Source organism: Pseudomonas sp. LBUM1651, from assembly GCF_059716135.1.
Genome location: NZ_CP166805.1, coordinates 3,776,752 through 3,789,694 on the forward strand (window position 1 = coordinate 3,776,752; position 12,943 = coordinate 3,789,694).

11 protein-coding genes are annotated in these 12,943 nt (G+C 60.5%); 6 read left to right on the top strand and 5 right to left on the bottom strand.

Features of this window, described 5'->3' with window-relative positions; translation table 11 throughout:
- Positions 1 to 131: 131 nt before the first annotated feature.
- From ACA066_RS17530 to ACA066_RS17540, 3 genes are read left to right on the top strand one after another with little or no spacing between them, the layout of a single operon-like run.
- Entirely contained in the window at positions 132 to 1,868 is a 1,737-nt protein-coding gene (locus ACA066_RS17530) for a type I secretion system permease/ATPase (RefSeq protein ID WP_497695946.1), read from the top strand.
- A 6-nt stretch (positions 1,869 to 1,874) separates the two neighbouring features.
- Positions 1,875 to 3,215 (top strand): HlyD family type I secretion periplasmic adaptor subunit, encoded by a 1,341-nt coding sequence (locus tag ACA066_RS17535; RefSeq protein ID WP_497695947.1) that lies wholly within the window; start codon positions 1,875 to 1,877, stop codon positions 3,213 to 3,215.
- A gap of 1 nt (position 3,216) precedes the next feature.
- Positions 3,217 to 4,545, top strand: a complete 1,329-nt coding sequence (locus ACA066_RS17540; RefSeq protein ID WP_497695948.1) for a TolC family outer membrane protein — start codon at positions 3,217 to 3,219, stop codon at positions 4,543 to 4,545.
- Positions 4,546 to 4,607: 62 nt separating this feature from the next.
- Here the strand turns inward: ACA066_RS17540 and ACA066_RS17545 are convergent, their stop codons facing one another.
- The 5 genes from ACA066_RS17545 to ACA066_RS17565 all read right to left on the bottom strand — a co-directional run bounded on the left by ACA066_RS17545 (position 4,608) and on the right by ACA066_RS17565 (position 10,298).
- Entirely contained in the window at positions 4,608 to 5,306 is a 699-nt protein-coding gene (locus tag ACA066_RS17545) for a hypothetical protein (RefSeq protein WP_497695949.1), read from the bottom strand.
- Positions 5,307 to 5,444: 138 nt separating this feature from the next.
- Positions 5,445 to 6,371 (bottom strand): Gfo/Idh/MocA family protein, encoded by a 927-nt coding sequence (locus tag ACA066_RS17550; protein ID WP_497695950.1) that lies wholly within the window; start codon positions 6,369 to 6,371, stop codon positions 5,445 to 5,447.
- A 69-nt stretch (positions 6,372 to 6,440) separates the two neighbouring features.
- Entirely contained in the window at positions 6,441 to 7,061 is a 621-nt protein-coding gene (locus ACA066_RS17555) for an eCIS core domain-containing protein (RefSeq protein WP_497695951.1), read from the bottom strand.
- A 153-nt stretch (positions 7,062 to 7,214) separates the two neighbouring features.
- The gene (locus ACA066_RS17560) at positions 7,215 to 8,600 is read right to left on the bottom strand and encodes a J domain-containing protein (protein ID WP_497695952.1); all 1,386 of its coding nucleotides are present in this window, start codon (positions 8,598 to 8,600) and stop codon (positions 7,215 to 7,217) included.
- Positions 8,601 to 8,606: 6 nt separating this feature from the next.
- The gene (locus ACA066_RS17565; RefSeq protein ID WP_497699905.1) at positions 8,607 to 10,298 is read right to left on the bottom strand and encodes an Hsp70 family protein; all 1,692 of its coding nucleotides are present in this window, start codon (positions 10,296 to 10,298) and stop codon (positions 8,607 to 8,609) included.
- Positions 10,299 to 10,519: 221 nt separating this feature from the next.
- Here ACA066_RS17565 and ACA066_RS17570 point away from each other — a divergent pair, with 221 nt between their 5' ends.
- From ACA066_RS17570 to ACA066_RS17580, 3 genes are all read left to right on the top strand, one after another.
- A complete protein-coding gene (locus ACA066_RS17570) occupies positions 10,520 to 10,681 on the top strand; it encodes a DUF2986 domain-containing protein (RefSeq protein WP_497695953.1) in 162 nt (53 codons plus the stop codon).
- Positions 10,682 to 10,848: 167 nt separating this feature from the next.
- Positions 10,849 to 11,268, top strand: a complete 420-nt coding sequence (locus ACA066_RS17575) for a hypothetical protein (protein WP_497695954.1) — start codon at positions 10,849 to 10,851, stop codon at positions 11,266 to 11,268.
- A gap of 326 nt (positions 11,269 to 11,594) precedes the next feature.
- Entirely contained in the window at positions 11,595 to 12,869 is a 1,275-nt protein-coding gene (locus ACA066_RS17580; protein WP_497695955.1) for a peptidase MATCAP family protein, read from the top strand.
- The last annotated feature ends 74 nt before the right edge of the window (positions 12,870 to 12,943 follow it).

Genomic DNA, 12,943 nt, shown 5'->3' on the forward strand with positions numbered 1-12,943 from the left:
CATGGGAGCAACGCGGAAATTGGCAGGAGATTCGCCTTAGAGCGAACAGCCTGCGTCGACGGCTGCCTGCGGAATTACACCTATTAGCTGTTGCGCCGCGAGTGCAAACGGCTTTTTAAGAGGGGCCAGCCATGCACAAACAGTCGAGCACCCGATCCGAACTGGCCGACGCGCTCTTTCGACTTCGCCGCAGTTTTTACTCATTGGCAGGATTCAGCGGCGTCATCAACGTCATGATGTTGACGCCAGCCATTTACATGCTGCAGGTTTATGATCGGGCCTTGGTCAGTCGAAACGTCACAACGTTGACGATGTTGACCTTTCTGGTGATAGGCCTGTTCTTGCTGATGGCCACGCTGGAAATGTTCCGCACCCGCGTGCTGATCCGGGTCGGCAACTGCCTGGACATGGACCTCAATCGACGTATTTTCACCGCGGCATTCGAGCGTAACCTGAGCCGCGCCGGTGGTAATCCGGCCCAGGCCCTGCAGGATCTCGCGCAGGTGCGTCAATTTATTACCGGCAATAGCCTGTTCGCTTTCTTTGATGCGCCATGGACGCCGATCTACCTGCTGGTCGCCTATCTGATCCACCCGCTGCTCGGACTGGTCACGCTAATCGGCTCGTTGATTCTGGTGGGCCTGGCTTATCTCACCGAGAAGGCGACGCAAAAGCCGCTGGCCGAAGCCAATCAGGCCGCCCTCTCCTCCGCCAGCTACGCCAACAACAACCTGCGCAACGCTGAGGTCATCGAAGCCATGGGCATGCTGCCGTCGATCGGCAAGCGCTGGTACCAAAGCCATTTGCGCATTCTGGAAATGCAGACCCTGGCCTCCGACCGTGCCGCCATGATCAGCAGCACCGGGCGCTTCGTGCGGATCACTTTGCAGTCGCTGATCCTCGGCGCCGGCGCGCTGCTGGCGATCGAAGGCAAGATCACCCCCGGGATGATGATTGCTTGCTCGATCCTCACCGGCCGCGCGCTGGCCCCGGTGGAACAAGTCATCGCGTCGTGGAAGCAACTGCTCGGTTGCCGTTCGGCTTGGGGCCGCTTGAACGAAATGCTGAACGACTATCCGCGCCGGCCACCGAGCATGTCGCTGCAGCGGCCGTTGGGCATGCTGGCGGTGGAAAATGTGTATGCCGGCGCCCCCGGCACCAGCAACACGATTCTGCGCGGGGTGAGCTTCAACCTTTCCCCCGGGGAAAGCCTTGGCATTATCGGACCATCCGCCTCGGGCAAATCCACCCTCGCCCGCCTGTTGGTCGGCGTCTGGCCGGCACAGGCCGGCAAGGTGCGCCTGGACGGCGCGGACATATTCACCTGGAACAAGGGCGAACTTGGCCCCTGGCTCGGTTACCTGCCACAGGACGTGGAGCTGTTCGAGGGCACCATCGCCGACAACATTGCGCGCTTTGGCGAAGTGGACAGCGACGCAGTCATCCGCGCCGCCAGAACGACTGGAGTGCACGAGATGATCCTGCGTTTCCCGCAGGGTTATGAGACTCGTCTGGGCACCGATGGCAGCCCGCTTTCCGGTGGCCAGAAGCAGCGCATCGCCTTGGCCCGCGCGCTGTATGGAGACCCCAATCTGATTGTGCTGGATGAACCGAACGCCAACCTCGACGACGTCGGTGAAAAGGCCTTGGTCGATGCGCTGGCTCAATTAAAAACCCGCGGCGCCACCGTCATTCTGATTTCCCACCGTCCCAATGTGCTCTGCGCCGTCGATAAGGTGCTGATGCTGCGCGACGGCGGTGTGCAGATGCTCGGGACTCGCGATGAAGTATTCGCAGAGCTGCGCAAGGCCAGGGTGATGCCGACAGGCCCATCGACTCCGCTGGCCTCCGTCAAAGCACGGGAGTGACCGATCATGCAAATGAACCAACACACCGACATGATTCTCACCGACCCCAGGCACCTCGTGGATCTGGACGTCGGCAAACCCATGCGCTGGGGCATGTGGCTGGTGCTCGCCGGCTTCGGCGGCTTCCTACTGTGGTCCTGGCTGGCACCGCTGGATGCCGGCGTGGTCGCGACAGGCACGGTCAAAGTCACCAGCAATCGCAAAGCCGTGCAGCATTTGAGCGGCGGCACCGTGGAGGCCATTCTTGTTCGCGAAGGCGATGCAGTAAAAAAAGGCCAGGAGGTGGTCCGCCTCGACTCGCTGCGTGCCCTTGCCGAACAGGGTGCGGTCAGCGCTCAGTACATCGTCAGCAAAACGGTGGAAAACCGCCTGGAAGCGGAACGTGACGGCCACGATGTGGTGATCTACGATCCCGAACTGCTCAAGCGCTTCGGGAATGACCACCGCCTGGTGGCCGCCATGAATCTGCAACAACGCCTGCTGGACACCCGGCGCGCCGGCCTCGCTGGCGAAATCAGCATCCTGCAGGAAAACCTCGCGGCATCGGCGGTGCAGCTCAAGGGCCTGCAGCAGGTCTATGGCGCCCGCGCCTCTCAGATCAACTTCCTCAACCAGGAACTAAAAGGTACCCGCGTGCTGGCGGCCGAAGGCTATGTGCCGCGCAACCGCCTGCTTGAGCTGGAACGCAGCAATGCCGACCTCTCCGCCGGCCAGGCCGAGAACCTCAACAATATCGCTCGCGTGCGTAGCCAGACCACCGAAATCAAGCTGCGCATCCTGCAGCGCCAACACGATTACCAGAAGGAAGTCGAATCGCAGCTCACCGACACCGCCAAGGAAAACACCACCCTGGCCGACCGCTTGCGTGCGCTGGACTATGAAGTGACCCACACGGTGATTCGGTCGCCCATCGATGGCATGGTCCAGTCCCTGGCCATTGCTACCGTCGGCGGGATCATTCAGCCCGGCTTCAAGATCATGGAAATCGTGCCGGACAACGAACCACTGCAGGTCGACGCGATGATTCCCGTGCAGGCCATCGACAAGATGGTCCCCGGCCTGGCCGTGGACATTGCCTTCCCGGCCTTCAACCATGCCCAGACGCCCAACATACCCGGCCGCGTGAAGACCGTCTCCGCCGACCGCCTGCTCGACGAGGAAAGCAAGCAACCGTTCTACCTGGCTCAGGTAGAAGTCACGCCTGATGGCATGAGCCTTCTTGGCAGCAATCACATTCGTCCCGGCATGCCCGCCAGCGTCACCATCAAGACTGGCGAGCGCAACATGATGAGCTATCTTCTCAAACCAATGCTCGAACGTGTCGACAGCTCCTTCAAGGAACAATGAAATGGACCGTCATTGCCTGTTCTTCTGCCTGCTAGCGGTGTCCCTCCCGGCCAGCGCCATGGACCTCAAACAAGCCTGGGATCTGTTGCAGTACCAGGGCCCCATCTACCGCGCCGCTGTGCATGAAAAAGAGGCCGGCCTGGAAAACCGCGCCATCGGCCAGGCCGGCCTGCTACCGCAGATCAGTGCCTCGGCCTACGACAACAAAGTCAATGGCACCCAGCGCCAGAGCGGCGTCGAAAGGGATCTCGACTACGACTCCAAGGGCGCTAACGTGCGCTTGCGGCAGCCGCTGTTCAACAAACAGAAAATGGCCGAGTACCGCCAAGGTAAACAGCGTGCCGACTACAGCGTCGCGGTGTTCGATGCCAAGAGTCAGGACGCCGCGGTGCGCCTCGCCGAAAGCTATTTCGACGTGCTTTTGGCCAGCGAAACCATCGTCCTCGCCAAGTCCAAGCTGAGCGCCTTCGATGAGCAACTCGCCTCGGCGAAACGGCGCATGGAACTGGGGGCCGGCACCGTCACCGACATCGACGAGTCGATCGCTCGCCGCGACCTCGCCGAAGCCGAACTGATCGAAGCGCAGGACAACCTGATCAATGCGCGCCGCAAGCTTGAGGAATACATCGGAGAAACCCCCGAATCGCTGACCACCTTACGTCCGAGCTTCGATACGCCACCGCTGCTACCGGGCAACCTGCAGGACTGGTTGGTCAAGGCTCAGGCCGATAGCCCGCTGATCCATGCACGCCGTCATAGCAGCGACCTCGCTGAAGAAGAAGTGAAGCGCGCCAGGGCGGGTCACTGGCCGACACTGGATTTCGTTGCCGGCTACACCGCGGGCGAGAGCCAATCAATCTCCGAGCTGAATCAACGCAACCGCTACGCCTCAATCGGGCTGGAAGTCAATGTCCCGCTGTACAACGGTGGCGGTACCAGCGCGCTGACACGCCAGGCCAGCGCCAATAGTTTCAAGGCCCTGGACGAACTCGACGCCACGCGACAGGAAGTCATCTCCGGCACCACCCGCGAGTATGCCGGCGTACAGAGCGGCGCCAGACGTATTCAAGCACTGGAGCGGGCCGTGGAGTCCAACGAACGCTCACTGACTTCGACACGCAAGGGCTTCAAGGAAGGAGGCACCAGCACCAACTCGGACGTCCTCAATGCCGAAGAGCTGCTCTTCGTTGCGCGTCACGACCTGTTCGAGGCGAAGCTGCGTTACTTGATGTCGCGCCTGCGCCTGGCCTCTTCGGTGGGCAGTCTGGGCGACGACGACATCGACCACATCAACAACTACCTCGGCCCGGAACTGTTGGTCACCAACTGACGTTCACTCCCACAGGGATTTGCGGTGTTTTTACGACGAGTTTGAGCACGGTTGCCTCATGCTCACTCGTTCAAGTCCTTGATCAGGTAGCTGTCGGCAATTTGCGCAATGCCCGTCAATGCAGTCCGTAGCAGCTCCGGTTCAGTGCGATAGCGCAACGGCTCGTAGCCATAGGTGTTGGCGCCGTTGAAGGCGGTGATGGGCTCATTGCGTTGCCAGATCAGTTCATCGCCGCGCTTCATGACACCGCTCACTGCAATCGTTGGGTACACCACGCTGCTGAAGCCTTGAGTCAGGGCGAAACCCCAGTTGAGGACGGTCAACTGAATGTCCGCATCGGCCTGTTCGTTTTCACCGACGATCTTGAAACGGCCGGTAGCCGCCAGTTGTTCCTCGAAACTCTTTTTGACCAACCTGGCCAGATCGATATCAGCCGTTTCCATGTTGTAAAGAATCGCGTCGACCGTCGACATTGAAGCCAGGTCACCGGCCTTCAGGCCTGCGGCAAATCCGGCCCCACCCAACGCGGCCTTGCCCAGGCTCGATGCGCCGGCCGCCATACCTACACCGGCGCCAACACCGGCGCCCAATGCCGCGCCCCATGCTTGTTCACGGCCCATGTAACTCATTTCCCGGGGTTTCCACGAAACCGGGAGAATCTTCACGGTGTGTATCTGCGCACGGTATTCGGGCTTGAACTTCTGGTTGGCACATCCAGCGAGGAAAAGAACGGCAAACAACAGGACAGCGATCTTTTTCATGAACGACTCACGACACGAAAGGAATGTGCTTACGTTGTCGTCCCTGTCGGGAAAATCTGAAGAACGAAAACAGACGCTGCCACTCCGGTTTTCTATCGTCGGTCGTGACGCTTATCTCTGCCTTTACCTGAGCAGCCGCTAATCGTAGAACGACTCAACCGACGTCCGACTCCCAACAAAAAAGCTATCTGCAACCAATCGCAGCGGCTGGAGATCCAGGTCACTGGCCTTGTCGCCAACCAGCTGTTGAAAATGTCGATAGACCGCGGCGTACTCGCCCTCCTCCGATACGGTCTGGCGCACGCCGTCGATACTCAACAGTGCGCCGCCGTTGTCCAGTCGCAGGATGCCTTCGGCGCAGCGAATCTCGATGCTCCAGAGCTCGTCATGACCGTGGTCGAAATCGAACTCCGCACGGACATCGAGGTGGCGCGCGTCAGACATTTTGATGGAAGCGGCGATAGGTGACTGGCAGTTGCCGGGGACCCGCAGTTCGGCAGACTCGACAAACAGCGGCAGCGCCAGCAGATGGGTGGCAATCGACAAGGCATTGATGCCGGGATCGAAGACGCCCAGGCCTCCGGGTTGCCAGATCCATGCCTGGCCGGGGTGCCACTTGCGCACGTCTTCCTTCCAGTCGATCTGTACGCTTTGCAGGGTGCGGGTGGCCAGCCAGTCACGGGCGGCTTCGATGCCGGGCGCGTAGCGTGAATGCCAGGCGAACAGACCGCTGACGCCTTGCTCACCGGCCTGATTCACCAACGCCATTGCTTCGCCCAACGTGGCGCACGGCGGTTTTTCAACCAGCACGTGCTTGCCTGCGGCCAGCGCTTGTTGCACCAGTGCGAATCGTCCTTGCGGCGGTGTGCAAAACGCAATCGCATCCACAGGCGGGCCGTTTTCGAGCAGCTCACCCAAGGACTGAAAGTTCTCTACCCCGGCACAGGGCTGCCCTTGCGTTGCGACAGCGACCAACTGGAATGCGGGGTTGGCGTTGATAGCGGGGACGTGTTGATCCTGGGCAATCTTGCCGTAGCCCACCAGACCGAGACGGATCGGTTGCATCAATGACTCCTGGTTTTGTTCTTGTCTTGGGAAGCGAATCAACAAGACTACGTTTGTCTGCCGGGGAAGTCATTGATGACGTGCCGGGGTTTCGTGATCAGTCCCTTCGCGCACAAACCGTCTGACCTCAGCCTGTATGGCATAAGCCGGCGCCTCCACCACATTGAAATCCTGTGTATAGCGCTGGGCAAATCCTTCTACCCCCCATTCCTGAAACTGCTGCACATGCTTCAGTTCGTGAGCCCAGAGCGCGACGTTCTGTTCTGCGGTTTGGGCGTCCCGAAAAAGGATGATGTCGATCAGCGTCACGGCACCGACATCGGGGTTTTGCAGCATGGCAGTGGCGGCGCTGAACTGGCCGTTGTCGCTGACTTTGTAGTGCGCGGCATCGAGGACGCCGGGGTCGTACCAGCGCAGCAGTTGCTCCCGGATGTGCGGTGGAATGGGTTGAATGCCGGCGTTGGCTGCTTCAGCTCGGGCTTGGGTCAGCCACAGCGCCAGGGCAGGTGCCGCGATCTGATAGATGCCATCAGGCACGGGGCCGAGCACCTGTCCGAGGTCTGGCAGGCAGATGCAGCTGTCCAGGCACACTTGTTTCTCGCCAGCCGGGCAGGCGCTGTTCTGGGCTGGCACTTCAAGCGTCAGGCAAAGAACCAACAGCGCCACCAGGCGCGTGGTGATGGGCGGCATTCGGACCTCCAGGAACGGAAGCGGCGCGAACAGTGGACCACAATTGATCGACGACCCGCATCGCTTTAGCGTATCCCTATCGGCCGCTTCGCGATGACCGCTTTGGGTCGAACAAATGGCAGGCAACCGCAGAACCCACCCATTTGCGTGCCCCTAAACAACAGCTTTCAGATGCAAATGTATCCAGACCGCCATCGCCGCCACGGCCATCAGAACCAGGATGCCTTCGCGCTTGAGCATGTGCCAGGGCAACCGCTCGACCTTCAGTTTGATTGCTCGCAATGCCCTAGCCCCCATCGAGACCTTACCGCCACTCAGCGCTGAATTCGTGAAATAAATCGTGCCGAGGAACACCACCACCGGGCTGACCCACCGCAGCCACGGCACAGTATCGGACCATGCGCACGCTACGGCTGCGGGCACTGCACTGGGGAGTATGTGGCGGAGCACCAGGAGCCCGGCGCCCTGCCGGTACCAACGGCGCGGGAGTAACCATCGGCTGAGCAGCACATCCAGCTGCCCCGCCGCCACGGCCACCATGGCCCAAACCTGGTAGGCCTTCATGCCGAACCACATCAATACCGGCATCATCAGCGGCAATACCACCACGGCGCCCAGCCCATTCCTTTTCGTCGGCACAGCAAGCAACGAAGAAACAACCAAAGCAGACAGCGCCAGCCACAGGAAAAGGTAGACCCCTCGATAGCTTGAGGCCGGCAACCAGTCCCGCCAGTTGTCGAGTGGCTGCAGCCCAAGACGTTGGGGCAACTCGGGGTATTGGTATTCGATGGATTGAGCGAGCTGTGTAAAGCGTTGCCAGTCGAGGCCGGTAAAGTAGTCGGCCATTCCACGACGACGGCGATCACTCATTGGTTTGAGCAGCAAGGCGGCTGCCTGCCCATGGATTTTATCGGCGTCGAATCTGGCCAGATCGCCGCGTACGGACTCCTCCATGGCTTGCACCTCGCACCGCCGGATCAGGCTGTCCCAACGCCAATACTCGCAAGGAAGAGTGCCCTGGGTTTCGTCCCATCCCATGGCCTTGCACACGCCATCGAAGAAGGCTGGCGTCCATTGCGGAGCGGATTCGAGCCAATCCAATACGCTCTGCTCGAACTGCTGGCGTCGCTCGAAGGGCATTAGCCAGTCGCTGGCCATCCAAACGCGCAGCGCGTCCACGACCTGACGATCCTTACCCTCGGCCAACCACTGCTGCATCTGCCCCAGGGACGGTTCTGGAGGGCTGATGGCGGTTGGGATATCGACGTGTTCCAGGGGGATGACCAGCGGGGAGACTCCCGCTGGCTGGGGGCATTCCGGGGTTGGCGCGCTTACGGCTAACGGGGCATCAACAACTTTCTCATCAGCCTGCGCGCGCCAACGAGCCTCGGCCAGCGAGGCTTCATAGGCTTCACGCAGGCGCTGGAACTCATCGGGGTTTTCGTCCGGGCGGTGGGTTTTGAGCAGCCGCGCATAGGCGCGCTTGATGCTGCGTTCGTCCGCGTCCGGGGTAAGGCTGAGCAATTGCCAGTGGTTCATGGTGGCTTAACCCTCTCGCTCGAAATGAGCAAGGCGCTGCGTAATGTCGCTGCGGGCTTCGCGTATCTGACGTTCGTCCTGAGTGTCGAGCATTTGCTGGAAATGGTTCGCCAGCCCGGCAATATAATGCCGACCATCGCCGAGGCTTTCCTGATACAAGCGGTCCAGTCGGGCCAGCAGCAGGGTGTTGATCTGCTGATCGCGGGGGTGCACTTTCAGCGCTTCGAGGGCGGCCAGCCGCTGGGCGATTTCTTCTGGAGCCAGTACACCCGGGTTGTTCTCGATGACCAGCCGGCGGGTTTCGCCGTTGATCGGCAGGTGCACCTGGGCTTCGAGCAAACCGTTGTTGTCGTAGGTGAAGCGGACATCCAGGGTGACTTCACCGGCCTTGCGCGGCGGCACGGAGATTTCCAGCTCACCCAGGAAAATATTGTGGCTCACCAAGCGGTTTTCGCCCTGATAGATACCCAGGTGGACCACCTTCTGGTTGTCACTGAGGGTGGAAACCGTACGGGAGCGGCTCACCGGCACCACGGTGTTGCGCTCGATGATCGGCAGGTAGTGACCGCTTTGGAAACCGGCACCTAGCGGTACCGACGTCTCGATTCCCAAGGTGTAAGGACATACATCGGTGAGCACCACTTCTTCAAGGGAGGCATGGCGCGCCAGTAGCGCCGCCTGAATGGCCGCACCCTGCGCGACCACTTCGTCCGGGTTGAGCTGCATCGCCGGGATTCGCCCGAACAGGGCCGCGACCAGCTTGCGCACCAGCGGCATGCGCGTTGTGCCGCCCACCAGCAAAATTTCGTTCAGGTCCGCGACCTTGATCCGGGCGTCGCGGAGTGCGCGTTCGATCGGAGCGCGCAAGCGGTCCAGCAAGGGACGGAAGATGTCCGCAAGGTCGGCCTGGGTCAGTTCAATGCTCCACTCACGCGTTTGCTCGCGAAGGGTAAAGCGTGCGATCTGCGCCTGCCCCAGGGCGTGGCGAACCCGCTGTGCTTCACGCCGCAACCGCTGCGCCATGGCAGGGAGGGCCGTGTCTGGCAGGTCAGCGGCGCCGATTTTAGCGATGAAGTGCTCCACGAGCAGGTCATCGAAGTCTTCACCGCCAAGGAAGTTGTCCCCCGCGCTGGCGCGAACTTCCATGACGCCTTCGAACAGCTCCATTACGGACACGTCAAAGGTGCCACCGCCGAGATCGAACACCAGAAAGGTCGCTTCGTTTCGCTGTTGAAGGCCATAGGCCAAGGCTGCAGCGGTGGGTTCGTTGATCAGTTTTTCAACTTTCAGCCCAGCCAGTTCGCCAGCGATACGCGTAGCCTTGCGCTGAGCATCGCTGAAATACGCAGGCACGCTGATCACCGCTTCGTGAACAGGCTCGCCCAAGGCACGCTCGGCGTCGGCCTTGAGACTGCGCAGCAGCATCGCCGAGAGTTCTTCCGCGCGGTAGGCGCGCCCGCCGAGTAGCGTTTCACGGGCGCTGCCCATGTAGCGCTTGAACAGAGACGCGGTGAGGTGCGGGTGGGTGTGCAACCGCTCGCGGGCGATATCCCCGACGACCAGTTGACCATGGTCGTCGAGGCCAACGACGCTAGGCGTGAGTAGGTTGCCCAAGGCATTGGGGAGTATTCGGGCATGTTCGCCATCCCAGGCAGCCACGAGGCTGTTGGTGGTGCCCAGGTCGATACCAATGATCACAGTCACTTTTCCTTAAATGACGCGGCCGGGCAGCAGAGCGCATGGGTCGCAAGGTCAGTCATTACAGGCGTACCGGCGGTACGCAAGTCTATGGCTGGGAATATCGGCAGCGCTGGCGGTAGCTTTAACATGCTCGAAGATACAGTGAAGCCCTGTCACTACCTGGGCTTCGTGCGCAAACCTCTGTCATCATTGAAGAACTGACAAGCCGAGTAAAAAACATGAATCGTCAAAAAAAAATAAAGCAGTTACTAAAGGCGCACGCGAAAAAGGCCAGCGCCAAATTGGCACCGCAAAACAAGTCTAAATACATTAGTAAGGCTGACCGATTGAAACTGGCTGCTGAACCCGATCCAGACTCAATCATTTCCCCTGAGAGCTGATCTACATAGCCTGAACACCACCAGCGCTATGGCAATGCTTTGCCGCTCCCGGCAAGCGTATGCCACCGACTCACCTCAGTGCCCCGTCAACGCCCTGAAGGACAAGACACTCAGTGAATGGCCCGACTTTTGCTCTGCTACTCGGTTACCAACCAGGGAGTGTCAAAATGATCGGAAGCAACTTACCTCCGCTGCCTTACGTAGATGGCCTCAGAAGGTCTTTGGAGAGTGGCAAGGTGACCGCCGGCAGGATCGAGGTCGCCAATGCGACACCGGAAATCCAGGCAAAGCTCGATGAAAGTTTTCGCGAGTCAGAACGCGATCTGGAACAGCTGATAGCCCGCTATAAAACTGATCCAGGCCGGGCGACGTTCGACGCGAAAAGCAACCCTATTGAACTGCCCGATGTGCAGTCCCTCAGCAAAAGTGACGCTTCACATGCGCCGGAAGCCCTCCAGCCTCTGATCGAGACCGGACGCCTTGAAGAGCAAACCATCAACGCTACCAATAGCGACTTATCGATCACCAGCACTGCGGTCTATCAGGAGTGGCTGCTGACTCGTGTGGGTGTTGATGTATCTGTGTAGGCCGTAACCGTAAATGTGAGGGGCGCTTGAGTAACCCTGTGAATGCATAATTGGTACTGCACGTAAGTGTTTGCCACACAGCTTGCCCCTCCTGAACCAATGCCTCACCTGATATAAATCATGCGAAACAAGCCTGGCGATTGCCCATAAGACATTTATCGATAGGCCGGTGAGAAGCGGCCCGCATGGCATGTCTCGAAGGTGAGTTCTCCTCTTCTCTGTCAGCATTCATTTGCCGAAAGCAGGACCCCTTGACCTGTTAAAACGCAATACATCGGCAACGACTAAGCTTTTTTGAATGAACCTCGTCTCTCAAGGTGATCGCCATGAGCGCCGCGCCCCTGTCCGAACTCGATGCCGCCCTGCCCGGTCTGGCCCGCAAGATCCGCGTGTTAGATGCCCTGGCCTGGCCAGACGGGGTCGAGGAAGTATTCCTGGAGCGTTGGCGCGCCGGGCATGCGGAACTGCCCAAGGTCGAACTGCGCCCGCGCGAGCACAGCGCCGACATCGCCGCTTTGGAAGCCTTTATCGGCCGTTGCGATGAGGGGCATCCGGCCGGGAACTACCTCGCCATGACAGCACGTAGCTATGCCACGGCCGGACGTATGCTCGGAGCCATTGGCACCCCCGCCTTTACTCAGTATTCGTCCGCGCTTTACCGGCGCCCGGACTTCTACTACCCGAGCCAAAAGCTGAGCATGCTGGACGCGGCACAATTTTTCCTCAAGACCACCGACGCCCTTCTGGGCGGTGCCCGGATTCCACCGAGCCCGGCAGAGATCCCGGCCGAGGCGTTCGCCGCCTGGATGCAACCGGAACTGGACCGTTTCTTCGGACCGGGCCGGATCACGGTCGTGCTCGATCCGACCCTGGCCTCCAAGGCCATTGCCGGGGCGAGCCGCATCCGCCTGCGTGCCAGCGCTCTGTTCTCGGAACTGGACAAGAATCAGCTATTGCAGCACGAGGCCTTCGTGCATGTCGCCACGGCACAAAACGGCGCGCTCCAACCCAACCTGAAAAGCCTGGGCCTGGGGGCGCCACGCACGACCCAGACTCAGGAAGGCATCGCCACCCTGGCCGAGTTGTTCACCGGCAGCATGGACATCAACCGCCTGCGCCGCCTTGCCCTGCGCGTGCTCGCGGTCCAGCAGGCGCTGGATGGCGCCGATTTCATCCAGGTGTTCGAAGGTTTTCTCGCCGCCGGTCAGTCGCAAGAGGAGTCATTCCGCTCGACCCAGCGGGTTTTCCGCGGCGCCGACCTGCGCGGCGGTTCGGCGTTCACCAAGGATGCCGCCTACCTGACCGGTTTGCTCGGCGTTCATACCCTGCTGCGCATCGCGATCCGCGACAACCGACCGGAACTGGTGGGCCATTTGTTCGCCGGGCGCCTCAGCCTGGGTGATACCGTACGCCTGGCCCCGCTCTTTGAGTCCGGCTGGCTCCAAGGACCGGTCCACGTCCCGGCCTGGGCCGCCGATCTGCGCCTGCTCGCCGCCAACCTGGCCTTCTCCGCTTTTATCGCCAGGATCAAGCTGGATGTACTCGATCTTGAGGTGCTCATGGCCTTCGCCGACGAACATGAAGCCGATGCCAGCGCCTAGTCTGAATCTCAAGCGGCGTACCGATCTCACTGCGCAGCCGTCGCTGTCCGGTAAGGAGCGGACATACGCAAGCA